At 40.2% G+C, this 18,633-nt stretch carries 14 protein-coding genes; 3 read left to right on the top strand and 11 right to left on the bottom strand.

Annotated features, from left to right (window positions below; genetic code table 11):
• Positions 1-2: 2 nt before the first annotated feature.
• Positions 3-1,184, top strand: coding sequence for a THUMP-like domain-containing protein (locus tag ABXZ32_RS12525; RefSeq protein ID WP_354619016.1), 1,182 nt, complete (start codon positions 3-5; stop codon positions 1,182-1,184).
• Position 1,185: 1 nt separating this feature from the next.
• Here ABXZ32_RS12525 and ABXZ32_RS12520 read toward each other — a convergent pair whose 3' ends face one another.
• Complete coding sequence (locus ABXZ32_RS12520; protein WP_354619015.1) at positions 1,186-1,917, bottom strand: M15 family metallopeptidase; 732 nt, start codon at positions 1,915-1,917, stop codon at positions 1,186-1,188.
• A gap of 79 nt (positions 1,918-1,996) precedes the next feature.
• Between ABXZ32_RS12520 and ABXZ32_RS12515 the strand changes: the two genes are divergently transcribed.
• Positions 1,997-3,100: a glycoside hydrolase family 130 protein gene (locus ABXZ32_RS12515; protein WP_354619014.1), complete on the top strand. Its 1,104-nt coding sequence runs from the start codon at positions 1,997-1,999 to the stop codon at positions 3,098-3,100.
• Positions 3,101-3,184: 84 nt separating this feature from the next.
• On the opposite strand, the gene ABXZ32_RS12510 is transcribed toward ABXZ32_RS12515, so the two are convergent.
• The 4 genes from ABXZ32_RS12510 to ABXZ32_RS12495 all read right to left on the bottom strand — a co-directional run bounded on the left by ABXZ32_RS12510 (position 3,185) and on the right by ABXZ32_RS12495 (position 7,480).
• A complete protein-coding gene (locus ABXZ32_RS12510; RefSeq protein ID WP_354619013.1) occupies positions 3,185-4,021 on the bottom strand; it encodes a sugar phosphate isomerase/epimerase family protein in 837 nt (278 codons plus the stop codon).
• A gap of 22 nt (positions 4,022-4,043) precedes the next feature.
• Positions 4,044-4,760 (bottom strand): gluconate 2-dehydrogenase subunit 3 family protein, encoded by a 717-nt coding sequence (locus ABXZ32_RS12505; RefSeq protein WP_354619012.1) that lies wholly within the window; start codon positions 4,758-4,760, stop codon positions 4,044-4,046.
• A 4-nt stretch (positions 4,761-4,764) separates the two neighbouring features.
• Positions 4,765-6,483, bottom strand: a complete 1,719-nt coding sequence (locus ABXZ32_RS12500) for a GMC family oxidoreductase (protein ID WP_354619011.1) — start codon at positions 6,481-6,483, stop codon at positions 4,765-4,767.
• Between the two features lie 274 nt (positions 6,484-6,757).
• Positions 6,758-7,480 carry a carboxylesterase family protein gene (locus ABXZ32_RS12495; protein ID WP_354619010.1) on the bottom strand — a complete coding sequence of 241 codons (723 nt, stop codon included), beginning with the start codon at positions 7,478-7,480 and terminating at the stop codon, positions 6,758-6,760.
• Between the two features lie 289 nt (positions 7,481-7,769).
• Here ABXZ32_RS12495 and ABXZ32_RS12490 point away from each other — a divergent pair, with 289 nt between their 5' ends.
• Positions 7,770-8,756, top strand: a complete 987-nt coding sequence (locus ABXZ32_RS12490) for a bile acid:sodium symporter family protein (RefSeq protein WP_354619009.1) — start codon at positions 7,770-7,772, stop codon at positions 8,754-8,756.
• Positions 8,757-8,781: 25 nt separating this feature from the next.
• Here ABXZ32_RS12490 and bglX read toward each other — a convergent pair whose 3' ends face one another.
• The 6 genes from bglX to ABXZ32_RS12460 form a co-directional block, all read right to left on the bottom strand.
• Positions 8,782-11,088 (bottom strand): beta-glucosidase BglX, encoded by a 2,307-nt coding sequence (bglX, locus tag ABXZ32_RS12485; protein ID WP_354619008.1) that lies wholly within the window; start codon positions 11,086-11,088, stop codon positions 8,782-8,784.
• Between the two features lie 155 nt (positions 11,089-11,243).
• The gene (locus ABXZ32_RS12480) at positions 11,244-12,050 is read right to left on the bottom strand and encodes a carboxylesterase family protein (RefSeq protein ID WP_354619007.1); all 807 of its coding nucleotides are present in this window, start codon (positions 12,048-12,050) and stop codon (positions 11,244-11,246) included.
• 66 nt (positions 12,051-12,116) lie between these two features.
• The gene (locus ABXZ32_RS12475) at positions 12,117-13,898 is read right to left on the bottom strand and encodes a discoidin domain-containing protein (RefSeq protein ID WP_354619006.1); all 1,782 of its coding nucleotides are present in this window, start codon (positions 13,896-13,898) and stop codon (positions 12,117-12,119) included.
• A 195-nt stretch (positions 13,899-14,093) separates the two neighbouring features.
• On the bottom strand, positions 14,094-15,470 hold the full coding sequence (locus tag ABXZ32_RS12470) for a glucoamylase family protein (protein ID WP_354619005.1): 1,377 nt from the start codon (positions 15,468-15,470) through the stop codon (positions 14,094-14,096).
• Positions 15,463-16,836: a glucoamylase family protein gene (locus tag ABXZ32_RS12465; protein ID WP_354619004.1), complete on the bottom strand. Its 1,374-nt coding sequence runs from the start codon at positions 16,834-16,836 to the stop codon at positions 15,463-15,465. Before ABXZ32_RS12465 ends, ABXZ32_RS12470 begins: the two co-directional genes overlap by 8 nt.
• A gap of 31 nt (positions 16,837-16,867) precedes the next feature.
• On the bottom strand, positions 16,868-18,619 hold the full coding sequence (locus tag ABXZ32_RS12460; protein ID WP_354619003.1) for a LamG-like jellyroll fold domain-containing protein: 1,752 nt from the start codon (positions 18,617-18,619) through the stop codon (positions 16,868-16,870).
• Positions 18,620-18,633 lie beyond the last annotated feature (14 nt).

Below are 18,633 nucleotides of genomic sequence, written 5' to 3'. Positions count from 1 at the left end.
CTTTGAATAAAAATATATTACATACTGGTGTACAGGAATTTATAAATAAAAATATGAATACTGACATCGTGTCAGTATTACTAAAAAAAGTAACATTTGAAGGGGTTAGTACCAAAGAATTGGTGCAACAGATAGAAGCCAAGAAAAAGTGCGAGTCAAAGCTCCCTACGTGGTTCCAAACCACCGGCATCTACTATCCGGACAAGTTGAACATTGAACAGACATCGTCCGAAACCACAGCTCAATATAAGGCTAATCTGGTTAATGGAAAATCAATGATAGACCTCACTGGTGGGTACGGTGTGGACGACTATTTTTTTAGCAAAAAAATTGAACAGGTTATCCATTGTGAAATCAATAAAAACCTTTCTGAAATTGCCGCTCATAATTATGTAATATTAGGGGCTAAAAACATTCAATGTATCCCTGAAAACGGACTTCATTTTTTGGAAGGATCGACACAAAAATTTGATTGGATCTATATTGACCCATCTCGACGAAATGATGCCAAGGGAAAAGTTTTTATGCTTTCCGATTGCCTTCCAGATGTACCCAACAATCTGTCCCTTTTATTTGATAAAGCCTCCAATATTTTAATCAAAACCTCTCCCCTTTTAGATTTTACCATTGGGAAAAACGAACTGGATTCTGTTAAAGAAATTCATGTGGTCGCGGTTAAAAATGAGGTCAAGGAATTACTCTGGATTTTGGAAAAAGGTTACAACGGAGAGATAAACATTAAGACCGTCAATTTTAATACGGAGAGGGATGAGAAATTCCAATTTGATTGGGTAGATGAAAAAAGAAACATATCCCATTTCGGCGCTCCACAAACCTATCTATACGAACCCAATGCCGCCATATTAAAATCTGGAGCCTTCAAATCGGTTGGGAATTTATTCGGACTCAAAAAACTCCATGAGCATTCGCATTTGTATACTTCCGATACCTTAATTGATTTCCCTGGTAGGTCTTTTAAGATCGGAAAAGTGATTCCCTACAACAAAAAAGCCATCCAACAGCTAGGAATCAGGAAGGCCAATATAACCACCAGGAACTTTCCAGAAAGTGTTGCGAGTATTCGAAAGAAGCACAAATTAAAAGATGGAGGGGATGTTTATTTGTTCTTCACCACAAACAATGACGGCAACTATTGCGTACTGCAATGTTCAAAACTCCACTAAGCTAATCAGTGCACTCCCATTTAAAATTGGCAATCTTATCGTTTGTGGCCGCAGAAAGGTTGTAATGCCACCATTCTGTACGAATGGACCAAAAGCCATGGGCTTCCATCGTTTCTTTCAGAAGCTTTCTATTTTCCAAAATCTCTTGTGGCAGATCATAATTGTCATGATAGGCCCTTTTACCAAAGAAATCAAAATCGGTCCCCATATCCAATTCCCGCCCTTCCAGTGTGGCCAAGGTGATGTCCACGGCACCTCCTTTGTTATGAATGGATCCCTTAACCGGATTGGCAACATATTGGGGGTTGGGAACTATTTCCCACATTTTGTATTGCACCGAATTGGGTCTGTAGCAGTCAAAGAATTTAATTTTAAAGCCTTTTTCCATCAATTCTTCATTGGCCTTAAGCAATGCTTTTGCTGTTTTTACCCTAGTATAGCACTCAGGGCAATCATAGACCTTGGACTTTAAAAAATTATTGGTTGTGGCATATCGCAAATCATAATAAAAATCCTCACTGTAATCGGCTAATCTAACAAAGGTGGTATCCGCCAACAGATGTAAGGGTGTCGTTTTTCTCAACGGCTTAGAAGCGGCTACAGTATCCTTTACCATCGTTTCCTGCTTTGCCTTTATAGTTTCCTTCTTTTTGGGCGTAACGTCCTTACAAGCCATTAAAATTAATGGGACAACCACCCAGAGTATCCTGAAATAACTTAACTTGCTTATCATATCCTTTTATAAAAACAACCGTTGGCAAAATACACCAATCATTTGAATCAATAAAAAAATCACCTTAAGATATATAATTATGAAAATGATAAAAACAACCTCATTTATCCTGTTGGCATGCACATTTTTTATCCAATGTAAAACCAAAGCCCAAGACAAGTGGATGTTGGGTTTTGAAAAACCTGCACAAAATCCGGTTATGCAAGCTGATTCGAGTTTTGTTTTCAATTGCCCAATGGAGGAAAAACTGGTACAGTGGCAGAAAGCCGATGTCTTTAATCCTGCAGCCATCGTAAGAAACGATACCGTTTTTGTTCTTTTTAGGGCAGAGGATAATCCTGAAGCCATTTTAGGGGGCAGAACCTCTAGAATTGGTCTGGCTTACAGTACGGACGGAATAGCGTTTACAAAATATCCAGAACCTGTGCTTTATCCTTCCAAGGATGATAATTTAAAATATGAATTTCCGGGTGGATGCGAAGACCCGCGAATAGTAGAAAAGGAAGATGGCACCTATGTTATCCTCTATACCAGCTGGAACAAGGATGTGGCCCGACTTTCCAGTGCTACCTCAAAAGACTTAAAAACCTGGACCAAACACGGTCCTGCCTTTGAAAATGCATATGATGGTAAATTTCTGAACGTTTGGAGCAAATCTGGATCTATTGTCACAGAACTGAAAGATGGTAGAATTATCGCCAAGAAGGTGAATGGGAAATATTTGATGTATTGGGGAGAACTCTTTGTGAACCTAGCACAATCGGATAACCTAGTCGACTGGGAGCCTATGGTGGATGACCAAGGGGAACTTTTAAAGGTCTTTGAGCCTACCCTTGGAGAATTCGATAGTCACCTTACCGAACCGGGACCACCAGCTTTATATACAGAGAATGGTATTTTACTGTTGTACAATGGCAAAAACCTACAAGGAGAAGGAGCCAGCACCAAAGTAGCACCCAGCACTTACTGTGGCGGGCAGGTCTTATTTGACAAGACTGACCCTACCAAAATGCTCGATCGTTTGGAAACACCTTTCATATGTCCTGACCTACCGCATGAAACTTCTGGGCAATATGCAGCCGGTACTACTTTTATAGAAGGATTGGTCTATTTTAAAGGAAAGTGGTTCCTCTATTATGGCACAGCGGATTCCATGGTAGGTTTGGCCATAAAAGAGAATTAATCTGATAGCATAAACCTAAAATACATCAAAATAAACATAATAAAAGGGCTTCATTTGAAGCCCTTTTATATTTTACATCCAGCCTTAAAGGCTTTTAAGATACTTTAAACTTTGGGGTATCTGATCTACCACTCGTGAAGATTCGTCCTCAATAAATAAATATGGCAAGCCAATCTTTTTAGCCTCGGCAACAAGGGCCGCTATATCTACCTCCCCGGTTCCCAATACCACATTTGACTCCACATCGGCAGATCCGGTATCATCCTTTCGCGTTCCTTTTGCCATATCCTTTAAATGCATCAACACAAATTTCTCCGGATACTTCTTTAGCAGTTTCAAAGGGTCTTCACCAGCGTGCTGCACCCAATAGACGTCCATTTCAAATTTGAAATCAACAGCATTTTCTGCCATATAATCAAACAAAGTTCCAGCTTTATAGGGACGAAATTCGTACCCATGTGCGTGATAGGCCAATTGCAATCCATTTGCCATCAGCACCTTTCCGGCCGCATTAAATACAGTTACCGCATTTTTGGTTTCTTCGATCCCGAATTTATTGCCAGAATGAGGGATCCATGCACACATCACATAGGTTGCCCCATAGGTTTTGGCGCGGTCTACTACAACTTTTGGATTATCCCTAAGTTCTTCGAAGGATGCCCCTATACTGACAACCTTAAGATTGTTTTTTTTCAATAGGTCTTTAAAATCATCAACGGGCATTCCATAAGAATCCCCCCCTTCCACAGATCTTATACCCCAATCGCTGATCAATTTTAAGGTCCCAGGTACATCTTTCTTAAATTGCTTCCTAAGACTATAGAGTTGTAATCCGATCTCCTGGGCTTCTATTGGGGCAACATTGAAAAGTGAAAAAAATAAGATTACAACCCATGAACTAGAAGCGAATACCCTTTTCATAATTAAAATTGCTCTTTAATCGTTATGTCAACAAGTTTCCATTCTCATCCCATTCCGCTATATCTCCCCTTTTGCTCTGATCAACACATTTCGCCAACCAGGCCTCATCATAGGCTACCCCATGTTGTTCAAGAACATCGGCGGGTACCCCATCCCAAACATTGGGCATATTACCTTTGTAACCCAAATCTTCTATCCCCATTTTGGAGGTATAATACCCGGTAAGGCTTAGATTTCGCATCAATGAGAAAAATTGAATTTCTAAGGGCTGTTCAGCATCTGGAATAGTAATATCCGGGTATGCGATGGTATCCAGAATTTGTTTTTGTTGTTCTGGAGTAGAAGCGATAAATTCTGTATTGAATTCTGTATTGAATTTATGGTCCAACCACATCAGTCCTCCCCTAAGGGGGGTTTGAAATGGCGGATAATCTTTCGACATGAATTCTATAAAATCTGGGGCTCCCGCATCAGTGGCACTTCCAAATTTCTCATTGGCAGGTAATATGACGGCACAGAGCACTTTAATGGTGTCCATTTCATGCTCATTAAAAAATTGTTCTGCGTTCAATTCGTCAATGAGTTCTTTTTCTTCGGGCGTACGGCCAAAATATTTCTCTGCAGACTGGGCTATTGCTTCCTCCGCTTCCCGCTCAGTTCCCGGTTGGCATCCGGTAAATGCCAGGCCACCGGCCACCGATCCAAGAAAGATTGATTTTATACTTTTTCTCCTATCCATAACATTAGATGTTTTGCTTTTTCAATTGTTCTACAATAAAGTCAGAAGTTCGCCATGATAATGCCAAAATGGTCCAAGTAGGGTTTTTATCAGCTTGGGAAACAAAGGGACCACCGTCCACTATGAAAACATTATCTGCGTCATGCAATTGTTGGTAACTGTTCACTACTGATGTTTTTGGATCATTTCCCATACGGGTAGTACCCACTTCATGGATAATCCTTCCTGGCGTTAACAAACCATAATCTTGTTCTTTTGATGGTCTGGACTGTAAAGGTTCAGCACCCATATTATGAAACAACTCCTCAAAGGTCTCATTCATGTGTTTGGCTTGTTTTCGCTCAAAATCGGACCATTTATAATGGAATCTTAGAACGGGAATCCCAAACTCATCAACTGTTGTAGGGTCAATTTCGCAGTAATTGTCCTTCATAGGTATCGATTCTCCTCGACCTCCGAAGCCTACGACAGACCCGTAATACTTTTGAACATCTGCACGAAGACTATTTCCATACCCCCCTACACTTTGATTGAAGAACCTATTAAAATCATTTGGATTGAACCCAAAGCCATAGCTTGGCATACCCATTCCTCCCCATACTTCTATATGGTACCCACGGGGGAAGTCAAGCTTCTTATTATCGAGCCACCAAGGGGTATAAACATGCATGCCTCCTACCCCATCCTCATTGTATTTTTTACGGTTCATGAGTCCGGGAACAAAAGCAGACCTACTGGCTCCGGTGGAATCGTGAAGATACTTACCAACAGTATCCCCACTATTGCCCAAGCCATTGGGATGTTGTTTGCTCTTGGAATTTAGCAGAATCCTTGCACTACTGCAGGCGGAAGCGGCCAATACCACAATTTTGCCTTTTAATCTGTATTCCTTTCTATCTTCTTTATTGATATAGGAAACTCCTGTTGCTTTTCCTTCCTCATTAGTGGTCACTTCCCTGACCATACAGTTAACAAACAGGTCAATTTGCCCTCCATTCTTTTGAGCGGGAAAAATCAAACAGGTCCCAGCAGAGAAATCGGCATATACGGAACAACCCCTTGAGCATTGTCCGCAATAAAAGCAAACCCCTCTATCTTTATTGATTTTTTTGGTGAGCATCGACATCCTTGAAGGAATCACAGGAATGTTCGATTTTTTGGCACCATTGATATAAAACAACTCGTGAAGCCTGGGCTTAGGAGCTGGCAGATAAAAACCGTCGGGCTCGTTAGGCATGTTCTCTTTGCTTCCAAAAACACCTATCAATTTATCTACCTTATCGTAATAAGGTTTCACATCCTCATATCCTATAGGCCAATCATCCCCCAAACCATCGTAACTTTTATGTTTAAAATCCCGTTCTCCAAAGCGCAAGGAAATTCTTCCCCAGTGGTTGGTACGCCCTCCCAGCATTTGGGATCGAAACCAGTCGAATTTTGTTCCATTTTTATGGGTATAAGGCTCCCCTTCTATCTCCCATCCTCCGTAAGCACTATCAAATTCCCCGAATGGTCTCACAGTATTTGCGCCCCTTCGCGGAGATTCATAGGGCCATTTTAATTGGGTCTGTTGTTCTGGGGCCGCAGGATCAAAATAAGGTCCGGCTTCCACCACAGCCACTTTAAGTCCGGCTTCTGACAGGACTTTTGTTGCCATGCCACCACCAGCACCTGAGCCTACAATGATTACATCATAAACAGTAGATGATTCAATTATTTGCATGTGTAGAATTTAGTTGGTTGATTGTTTCTTTAAGAGCATTAAGTTACTCTTTTTATTAAAACAATCAACCACTTAAAACATTATCAAATGCTCATAATCACAAGAATTTAACTAAAAATATGGAGAAATGGCAATGATATAAAGGACTAAGCCTAAATAGATATATCACCAAAATGTAATTGGGTAAAGAAGAGCTCGTCCCGACTAAGAGTCATTTTTATAGTGATTCAATGTAAATAGATTAGGATAAGTTGAAACGTTAAGGAATTTGTCGTTATTTCCTCTTTTGCTCAATGAACCAATCATAAAGTTCAGGCGTATTGTAGGCTCTTGTCCAAGAATTATGTCCTACCCCCTTGTATCTTGTAAACTTCACATCATAGCCCATTTCTTTGAGCCTATCTACCATTTGCACAGATTCTGAGAAAGGAATTGACTTATCCTCTTCCCCGTGGAATACCCAAATGGGCATTTTTTTATCTATCCAAGCTGCATAGGGTACCGGGGTCATTCCACAGACTACTGCCATGGCGGCAAATTTTTCGGGATACTGCACCGCTAATTGCCAAGCTGCTCCGCCTCCCCTGCTTAAGCCAGTTAAATATATTCTTTTGGTATCTACATTATTATTCGCTACTACTGTATCCAACAATTGGACTACCGCTTTTGTATTCCACCATTCCTTTTTATGTGGGTTTTGGGGCGCTAGGATCAAAAATGGAAAATCCTTTCCATCAGCAATTAATTTTGGCGGACCACTAGCTTTTACACGGGCAATGCTATCTCCAGAATCACCTCCTCCATGCAAGAACAAAAGCAATGAAAACTTTTCCGAGCTTTCGGCCTCGTAGCCAGGTGGATAATATAAATAGTATTTTAGGTTTTCAATGGTAATGGTTTGTTGCTCGTCTTCAAGTAGCTGAGATTGGGCACTACAGCCTTGCAAAAGGGACAATACCATTAGTAGGGTTAGGAATAAAATGGGGCGTAAACTCATTGATTATTAGTTCTCTAAAATTTCGACAAAAGTATTAAATAGATGCTTTGGTTGTAATTAAAAATCATCGGATCATAAACTATTTTTTGGACCTTTAAACAATAGACTATATTTTACTACAGTATTCTGTTTCAATGGATTAAACACAGAATGTACCTTTTACAACAAAAAACATTCCTAAAGTCCACTTATTTATCCTGCTCTATTTACATTTTTACTGGATTGGTATAAATACGTTACTTTTGGCCAATTAGTTTATCCCATTTGTCAACTGCTGAAAAATAGTATTGTGCTACTGAATAAATTTAAGGTAAATGGCTTTATAATAGCCTTGTTAATGGCTATCCCTGTAGCCTATCTATTCCCTAAAGGATCTGCTATTCTTCATTTAAACGAGGTTACCGATGTGGGGATCGGACTTATTTTTTTCTTTTATGGTTTAAAATTATCGATGAGTACTTTTAAAAGTGGCGTACGCAATTATAAATTGCACTTGCTAATTCACCTGAGCACCTTCGTTCTTTTCCCTCTATTAGTATTACCGTTCAAGAGCCTAATGGCCGGAGAAACCGCTCAACTATTATGGGTGGGCATGTTCTTTTTGGCCGTGTTGCCCTCTACAGTTTCCTCCTCCGTGGTAATGGTCTCCATTGCGAAGGGAAATATTCCTGCTGCCATTTTCAATGCCAGCCTATCAGGTCTACTAGGGGTAGTTTTGACACCTCTCTGGTTAGGACTGGTTGTAGATGATGCACAAGGTGTTTCTGTACTAACAGTAATAACGAAATTGCTCCTACAGATTGTCTTGCCGTTGACCTTGGGAATCTTGCTACATCATAAAATAGGTCATATTGCGGTCAAGAAGAGTACTTTGATTGGCTATTTTGACAAAACAGTCATCGTTCTTATTGTTTATTCAAGTTTTTGCCTCTCCTTCAATGCCAACCTATTTTCTGGAATGCAATTAGAAGTGCTTTTATTACTGTATGCAGCTATATTGACACTTTTCCTTTTGGTAATGTTAGTGGTGAATCTCATTTCCAAAAAATTGGGTTTTTCCACAGAAGATCGTGTTACCGCCTTGTTCTGCGGATCTAAAAAATCTTTGGTCCATGGATCTGTAATGGCCAAAATCATGTTCGGCCATAGCATCAATGCAAGTATCTATATTTTACCGGTCATGATCTATCATATGTCACAGCTTTTGATCATCGCATTTATAGCGGAGCGATATGGAAAGCGACAAGTAATTGTAAAAGCCCAAGCTTCAAAATAAATTAAAAGCTCGGGCTTTCATTAATTTATTTGATAAGTTCAAAGGAAGTTTTATTTCCCGTATCAGAATTTGTTCCAATAAATAATTCAAAATCCCCAGGCTCTGCAGTAAAGTCCATCTGACGATTGTAAAAACGAAGGTCCTTGGATGAAATGGCGAATTCCACAGTTTGTTCTTGACCTGGTTCCAACCTAATTTTTTTGAATCCTTTTAATTCTTTAACAGGTCGTGTCACCGAACCAACCAAATCACGGATATACAATTGTACAATTTCCTCTCCCGCCACTCTACCAGTATTTTTAACGGTAACTGATGCCTTTAGCGATTCATCAAACCCAATCTTGTTTTTATCCAATGAAACTTTTGAATAAGAAAATTCTGTATAGCTAAGTCCGTAACCAAAAGGGTACAAAGGGGTATTGGGCGCATCAATATAGTTTGATCTATAATCTTGGTTTGGACTGTTCGGGTCTATAGGTCTCCCGGTATTCTTCATGTTGTAGTAGATGGGAATCTGGCCGACATTTCTTGGGAAGGTTACCGGTAATTTTCCACTAGGATTATGAACTCCAAATAAATTATCCACTATAGCCGCACCGCCCATGGTTCCTGGTTGCCACGCTTCTAAAATAGCATCTACTGTCCTCGATTCATATTCAAGGGTAAGAGGTCTTCCATTCATTAACACTAAAATAATTGGTTTCCCCGATTTCTTAATTTCGGTAATCAGGTCCCTTTGAACACCAGGTAGATCAATATTTGTCCTGCTGGCTGCTTCCCCGCTCATATGCTCACTTTCCCCTAGCACCATTACTACAACATCAGATTTCTTGGCTACTTCCAGAGCTTCTTTAAATCCTTCCTTTGAATCAGAATCTATCTCACATCCTTTGGCATAGGTAATATTGCCCAAAATGCCCATATTTTCCAATCCTTCATAAACGCTGATAGCTTTTCCCTGTCTGTCGCCTTCTGCTGCCCAAGAGCCCAAAATATGTGCCTCATCCTTTGCCAACGGTCCAATTAATGCAATTTTTGCGGTCTTTTTGAGTGGCAAGGTCTTGTTCTCATTCTTCAGCAATACCATCGACTTAGAAGCTGCTTCTTTTGCAACAACCAAATATTCATCTTTGTATATTGTTTCTTCTTCCCTGACCTCATCACTATACCGATAAGGATCTTCAAACAATCCCAATCTGTATTTCATCAACAATATTTTTCTGGCCGCTTCATTTATTCTTTCCTCAGAAACCTTTGCTTCCTCTACAAGTGGTTTTAGGTGGTTCAGAAAAATACCCCCTTGCATATCCATATCCACTCCTGCATTCATTGCCTGTTCTCCCGCATGCTTATCATCTGTGGAAAAGCCATGGGCCACCATTTCATTAATAGAGGTATAATCTGTCACGACAAAACCATCAAAACCCCATTCTCCGCGTAATACATCATCCAATAAAAAGTCGTTTCCTGAAGAAGGTATTCCTGAAATTTCATTGAAGGAGGTCATAAAAGTCGCTACACCTGCTTCGGTGGCTGCAATAAATGGTGGTAAATAGGAATCTCTAAGCTCACGTTCCGACATATCTACACTATGGTAGTCCCTTCCTGCCTGAGCTGCGCCATAGGCGGCATAGTGTTTTACACATGCAAGGATTGTATTTACGTCGAAAAGGTCTTTCCCTTGCAATCCCTTAACACGTGCTTTTGCAATGGCACTTCCCAGAAAAACATCCTCACCAGACCCTTCAGAAATCCGTCCCCATCGTGCGTCACGCGCAACATCCACCATTGGGGCATACGTCCAGTGCAAACCAGCTGCTGAAGCCTCTGCAGCGGCTATCGCGGCAGTTTTTTCCATAAGTTCTAGATCCCATGATGCCGCCTCCCCTAAAGGAATTGGGAATATGGTCTTATAGCCATGGATAACATCATAACCAAAAAGAAGCGGTATTCCGAGCCTAGTATTTTCAACTGCAATTTTTTGCATCTCCCTGGTATAGTTAGCAGATTTTGCATTAAATAGAGCTCCAACCATTCCCTTTTTTAAATAATCCGTGTAGTTCTCGTCCAAGGTAGGACCAGTAACTGTCCACCCACTGGAATAAAGAACTGTCTGACCTATTTTCTCTTCCAAGCTCATGATAGAAAGTAAGGAGTCTACCTTTTTCTGAATAGCACTTTCGTTTGATCCCCACGAATCATAATCAATCTCCAATTTGGGAAGTAACCTTTCTGTCCCCCCTCCGCTCGTTTGAGCGTAAGTTGCGAAGGCCAATAGGATGGCACATACAGAAAGAATTGAATTTTTCTCGGTAATAATGTTCTTGTTCATTTGGCTTATTTATTTTAACATCTATTAATTGATCCTTTCAATAGAGAGAAGAAGAAATAGGGTATAATAAAGATGTTTTTCTTAGTTCTTGTCTTATGGTCCTTTAATTATATACTTTCGGCAATTCACCATATTCAGCAAATACTCCGATACTGTTATTCTTGAATATTTGTATTCCTCTGTTTGGAAAAGAGCCACGGCAAAAAGGCAGGCTCTTTAAATGCCGGATCCCAACTATTGTGGTTGGCATTATCATACAAGGTAAATTTTGGTGTTCCGCCTTGACTTACTATTTCTTCTATCATTTTTATAGAAAAAATTGGGGATACCACATCATCTTTGGCACCATGAAATGCCCAAATGGGAACGGAAGCGGCAAATTTGGTTACACTTTTGGGATTGCCTCCCCCACAAATAGGTATTGCAGCAGCAAAAAGATGTGGTCTTCTTGCTATAATTTCAAAGGATCCCATTCCTCCCATCGACAGCCCGACAACATATATCTGCTCTTCTTTCACAAAAGGTTTACCCGTAAAATCATCCAAATATTTCAATAACATACCCATGGCTTTTGTTGGTGTGCCTTCATTTCTAAACTTGAATTTCTTTAACCCAGATTGACTCCTATCTACCTTAACATTGGACCAATAGTCATCTTTGGGACACTGTGGAAAAATAACGATTGCAGGATAATCCTGTCTATTGGCAACATCTGCAAATAATGAGCTACCATGTGCCAATTGACTTGCATTGTCCTTACCTCGTTCCCCTGCACCATGCAGAAAAAGAACTACTGGGTATTCTTTGGTTGGCTCAAAATTTTCAGGCCACATAATGCGGTAACGTAAGGTGTCTTGCTGATCTATGAAAATTTCACTTTCATATAAAGCAGATACTTGTGCCACCGCAAAAAATGGAGCCATGAGAATTAAAAAAGCAACTAAACTATCTTTGTATTTCATTATAAATCTTACTTTAATTTTCGATTTTGATGGGCGACATTGGTTGGGGTCGACCATATGAAAACGCTACTTCACAAAAATGGCTGCCGTCCTTTCCGAGATACCATTATTATTAAAAGCTTCTATCTGGAAATAGTAGGAATCCGTTCTATCCATTCCTGTGAAAAAATAATCGTTTTGACCATAAACCATAATACTACCGTACAATTTGTCCTTTTCCTTCCCAAAATAAATGACATAACCATCTGCAGATGGATTTTGCTGCCATTTTAACCAAGCACTCCTTCTCTCACCATCCTTATTCGGATCGGCCCTTAAACCTATAAACCTTTGTACCATTTCCGGTTTTTGTGAAGACCCTTTACCGAATATTCGAAAACCGCTAATTGCAAATTTACCAGTTGGCATAGCTATGTTTTCCAATTTAAGATACCTCGCTTTATCTGGTTTTGTAAGCTCTATATAGTCATGGGGGACATCGGTAGTATTGTTGCTCTTATCCACCAGAATTTTCCAGCTTTTACCATCCGTTGAGCTGTATATTTTATATTGGTGAAATTTGCCCCTGGTTTTACCCCTATATTCCACATCTTGGTCTGCATAATTAATTTGAATGGAATTGATCGTTGAGACTTCCCCCAAATCTGTCTGAATCCATTCGCCCATATTCCCTGTTTTTGCTGACCAATAGGTTTTCATATCCTCGTCTACGCTGTAATTTGGTTGATACCCTCCCAAAGTTGATGATACCTGTACGGGTTTGTTATAATTTAAGAGCATCCACTCAGCAAACATGCCATTGAGATGGTCGGCATTATGTTGTGGCAAATAAGTTGGGTAATCCCCGTAGGCCGTATTGGAATACAATATTCCGTCATTATCAAAGCCCGCTGGCCAGATTCCCAATCTGCGCTCAAAATTATTTTTGACGCCTAAAATCAGGGTTGAAGTATGCCACCAATTGCCATAATTATCTTGATAGGTAGAACCATGTCCAGAGCCTCTGGCAAATCCACCTGGCTTATAGGAAAAGGGATTATGTGATTGATATTGAAAACCATCAAGGGGATTGTCACTTACGTATACCCCATCCGCATATCCACTGAATTCTGTAGCGGGCGCGCCATATTGCAAATAATATTTGTCGTTATACTTTGTGACCGATGCCCCTTCCAAAAATGGCCTTAAAAAGGTATTATCGTTATACTCTCCAAACCTCTCCCACCCATGATCTTCCGGTTTTAAGGATATCATTGGTTTTACATAGCCATCTGATTGAAAAGTCTTTGTGTTCAGTTCTGTGCCCATTAATGGAAATTCATTGCTCGATCCCCAGTACAAAAAGAGCTTGTCCTTTTCTTTATCATAGAAAAAGGCAGGATCCCAAGCGCCAACTTTTAAGGTATCTGTAGCAATGCTCCAATCATCAAGGGTTGGATTACCGCTTTTCCAAATGGGAAAATCTTTTTGATGTGTAGACCCGTGTACATATAAAGTGTCCTTCATCACAAATACCCCAGGTGCATTTAGATCGTGGATGTATTTATCATCCAATAGGAACTTCCTATAAACAAAATTCCAATTGAGCATATTATCACTCCACCAATACCCCTCTTGGTTTGTGGAAAATAAAAAATACTTCTCCCTAAAATTGACAATAACGGGGTCTGCGGTAGCCCTATGTTTCCCTTCTTGGGAAAAAGATTCGAAGGGAGTATATCCGTAATCTATATTAACTGGATTGCAATAGGTTTTTTGTGAATTGGATTGGGCATATGATTTTCCTGAAAAAACTAGTACCAAAAACAAATAAGGAAACACTTTCAATGAATTATAAAACTTTCTCATCTCAAATAAGGATTTAAAAACGATATATCATTCTTGTGATATAGTGTTTCTATTATTATGTTGATTTCTAAAAAAGGGCTGCCCAGAAATAGGCCCTTGGCCAATTTCTAAAAGTGAAAACGACAGCTATTTACGCTACTTTAATATGTGCGACAGCAATTGAAATTTTAATATCTCAATTAATAGCTCTGTCCCTTATGGGGCTGTGTTAAACCCTAATTTAACCAACCCATTTTGCACCTCTTCATTCTGCATAAAAAGGTTCCACAACAAACCGGACCTATAATTCTCTATCATAATTACAATTGGTCCTTGATCAATTGCCAAATATGCTTTGGCTACCCAATAATCATTGGAAGGGCTAAAAGCATCATAAAAACCGGCCGGACCCATGAGTTTATCTTTTTTCCCATAGAAAAAATGCATAGCCGCCAACGATTCTGTTGGGGTATATGGGATGGAACTTATTGCCGCAGTGGGTGAAATAATACCTGTGTCATTATTTGGACTATGTGCATTGTATCCAATCCCTCCATCAGAGTTTCTGGTATAACTTGCGGTTAACCCCCAACAATCCTTACCATAATCTCTATACCCATTTGGATTTGAAACACAATAGCTGTAATTGATCTTGGAATGATTGACATTGGTATCCCAATAATTGACATATTGGTCCGTTAGCCCATTTGGATTTAATCCCAAATATGAATAATGAGCCCAAAAGAGCGGGCCTCCAAATTGCTCATTGCCCGAATGTTTGACCAATAATGGGAATCCAAATTGTGTATTATTTGATTTTATGGCTCCGTTAGAGGCCCACCCATTGGAATAAACCTCTGGAGTAATGGAATAATCTGGTGAAGCTGCTGCCAAAACATAAGGAATTAAGGTTTCATTATACCCTTTCAACTGCATATTCATTGCGAATTGATTGGACGGACTCCAGTGCCAATACAAGGTATTTTCATTTTTGGTATACCATTGCCAATCTACCCCTTTCCATAAGACATCAGCCTTTTGTGACAATGCCTTTTCTTCCGTAGAGCCGGTTTTAAAATATTCTTTGATGCAGATCAAACCTTGCACCAAAAAAGCGGTTTCTACCAAATCCCCACCATTGTCCAAGCTACTAAAGGGTATCACACTCCCATTTGTCCCATTTATCCAATGTGGCCAGGCTCCATGAAATCTATCAGCATTTTCTAAAAAAGCTAAAATTTTGGACAACCTTACTACGGCCTCATCCCTGGATATATAACTTCTTTCGATTCCCACTAAAATACTCATCAACCCAAAACCAGTGCCCCCTGAGGTTACAACTGATTTTCCTAAATTAGGTTCCGAGGGATGATATCGTTCCCTTGCTCCTCCGGAATCTGCATCTGCATAATCCCAGAAATATTTAAAGGTTTCTCTTTGGACAATATCCATAAGCTCCACATCAGAAATAACAACAGTAGGCTCTTCAGGTTTATCCGGCAACTCGGAAACACCAACAGGGCTTGAATCATCTTGAGATGTGCAAGAGGTTAAAAAAAGTACTATAGATACTATGTAAAAAAACTTACTCATTGGTCTCTGTATATGTAAACCCTAGTTTTGACAATCCCTCCTGAACCTCTTCGTTCTTCATAAAGAGTTTCCACAGGAGTCCTGTCCTGTAATTTTCTATCATAACAGGGATAGGACCTTGGTCAATCGCTAAATATCTCGGTAACGACCAGTTTTCTTCCAGGCTAAAAGCATCATATGGTCCATATTTACCGATTAAGGAATCTTGTTCCTTATACATATATCTCAAAAAATTCAAGCTTTGAAATGGAGTATATGGCATAGAAGAAAGTGCCGCAGTAGGTGAAATTACCCCAAGATCTTGATCAGGTCTATGTCCGGCATAACCCTTCATGGAATAACTAGAGGTAAGTCCCCAGCAATCTTCCCCATAACCCTTAAATTTATTTGGATTGGCAACGGCATGCTTATAATGAATTAAGGCATGGTTTTGGTTCAATTTCCAATAGTCCCCGTACTGATCTTTTAACCCATTAGGGTTTAATCCTAAATAGGAATAATGAGCCCAGAATAATGGCCCTACCGGTGCTGCGTCATGTTCATAATGATCCAGTTCCGTTTCAAGTCCATAATACACCGTATCTTTTGCAATAGCCCCGTTTCTAGCCCATCCTTGCTCATAAACATCCTTCTTAATTGGATGAGTAGGTGAAGAAGCGGCCAAAACATACATAATAAGGGCTTCGTTATAACCCCCTACAGGAAAATTCATATCCCAACCATGTTTTGGTGACCAATGCCAATACAATACATTTTCTCCTCCTTTGGTATACCAATCCCATTCTACCTCCTCCCAAAGACGTTGTATTCTGTCACTAATTTCTTTTGCTTTGGGATCATTCTGATTTTGATCAAAATATTCTTTTACGGTAAGTAGACCTTGGATCATAAATGCAGATTCTACCAGATCGCCACCATCGTCCATTTTAGAAAATGGAGATGTGGATCCATCTGGGTTTAACCAATGCGGCCATACGCCATGAAAACGATCTGCCTTTTCCAAAAAATCAAGGATTCTGACCATTCGTTCTGTAAGCTGTTCCTTGGTTATAAAGCCACGCTCAACCCCAACCAATAATGCCATCACTCCAAAACCAGAACCGCCAATGGTAATTATATCCTGGTCATGTGAAGGATATATACCATCCAAATGTATGCGTTCCCTTGCCAATCCTGAAGTAGGCTCCGCACCGCTCCAAAAATATTCAAAGGTTTGCTTCTGAACCGTATCCAGTAAAGCAAGGTCCGAAAGATTGGTCATCTGGGAACTTTTGGTCTCAGATTCCTGTTCATTTTTGGGTGTATTATGGCCCTTGCACCCGACAAACAAGGTTGCCAGGGCCATTATCAATACTTGAAATTTCATAAAATTTGTGTTACGTTTTTAAGAACTACTTTTAATTGTCGTTTCTAATAGTAAGGACTTCTTCAGGGGATAAGGCTTTATTGAACAATCGTAGCTCGTCAATAAAACTTGCATCCGATTTGTGTCCCCATTCTGAAAATCTCGGGGCACCTGATCCAATGGACAGAATGTCGCAACCGGTCCAATCTACTCCCGTAATATCAGCTGTCGCAACCTGAACCCCATCGATATAAACAATAGCTTTAGTACCAGAAATGGTGAACGCAATATGTTGCCATCCTGCCGTAGCTGGATCCAAAGAAGCGGCTGCCCCTCCATCGATCCAAGTATCCGCAGTACCGTTACCCACGTTCAATTTAAATATTTGGTTCGTTGGGCTTCCTTCCCGGAAGAATCTGAATCCATTTGTTCTTAGGTTCTGGACAGTAGGATATTCAGGCCTTTCCGTATCAGGAGGTCCCATGACCAATATACCAGCTCTATCTGGAGCTGCATTTACCTTGTACCAGAAACTGGCACTGAAATCTTCTGTAGTTAGTCCATCTGTAGGAAAGGTCAGATAGGAATCCACTGCTCCTGCGTATGCTTCGGAACCACTTACCCCTTCCCCTGCAAAACCAGGCGTACCTACAATTGTAGCCTCTTGCCCGGTGAACAAGTTTTTATTATCGCCATTAAATGGCAAATAGAACATCTCCCCATCGTATTTACCGGTATATGGATTGGTCACATTGATCATATTCTGAATGTCCGCTGCCGTTAGGGCTTTATTAAACACCCTCAACTCATCCATAGGACTTCTGTCTGACAAATGATCCCAATAACTAAAAGTTTCACCTCCAGCACCTATGGTCATGTTTTCACAACCTGTCCAATCAATTGGAGCAGATAATGATGCTGTACGCATTTCAACCCCATTAAAGAAAACAGTACTCTGTGTGGCCGAAATTGCAAAGGCAATGTGAACCCATTCTCCTGCGGCTACATCCAATACACCTCCATCATTCCAGCTCTCTCCATTTCCTGTACCCACATTCAACTTAATGGTTTGTGAGGCGCCACTACCTTCCCTAAACAATCTAAATCCTTGATTACGGTCGTCTGCATTGTCGCCAATAACCAATATACCTGCCCTATCTGGGCTTGCATTTACCTTATACCAAAAGGCAGCTGTAAATTCTGTACCCAAAAGGCCAGCTGTTGGATAGGTTAAATAGGCATTTTCAGCTCCTTTATAAGCGTTGGCACCAATAACGGACTGGCCGGCAAATGTTGGTGTCCCTACTTTGGTTGCAGCTTTAAGACCTACTAAATCAACATAGTCGCCATCAAAAGGCATATAAAGGACTTCTCCTGCAAACAATGGGGTATACGCGGGTTCCTTTTCAAAGGTAACCGTAGATACGGTAGTTTTTCCCTCTATATCTGTAGCGTTTACTGTTAAAACATGTGTCCCATCGGTGACCTTATCATAAACAAGATCCTTTATCAATACCCTTCTATAGTCCTTGAAATCGTTGAATTGACCAATATTCACATCGTCAATCAACACTTGCACATTGGCTACTTCAATATCATCGGTCACCTCAATTTCAATAGTTACGGATGTGATGGCCTGGGGTACTTTTATCTTAGTACCTTCTGTTGGGGATATGATTTTCACTGCGGGGGCAGATGCATCTATTCCCGGTTCAACTTCTGTTATTCCGTCTATTCCCTGATCACATGAGTAAGCAAGAAAAAGTACGGTAACAATGGTAATTAGTTGTTTTATATTTTTCATCTGGTCTAAATTAA

Origin of the sequence: Sediminicola luteus (assembly GCF_040566555.1) — a bacterium.
GTDB lineage: Bacteria > Bacteroidota > Bacteroidia > Flavobacteriales > Flavobacteriaceae > Sediminicola.
Note: the sequence above shows the minus strand (reverse complement) of the source record. Positions and strands in the feature narration are given on the sequence as shown.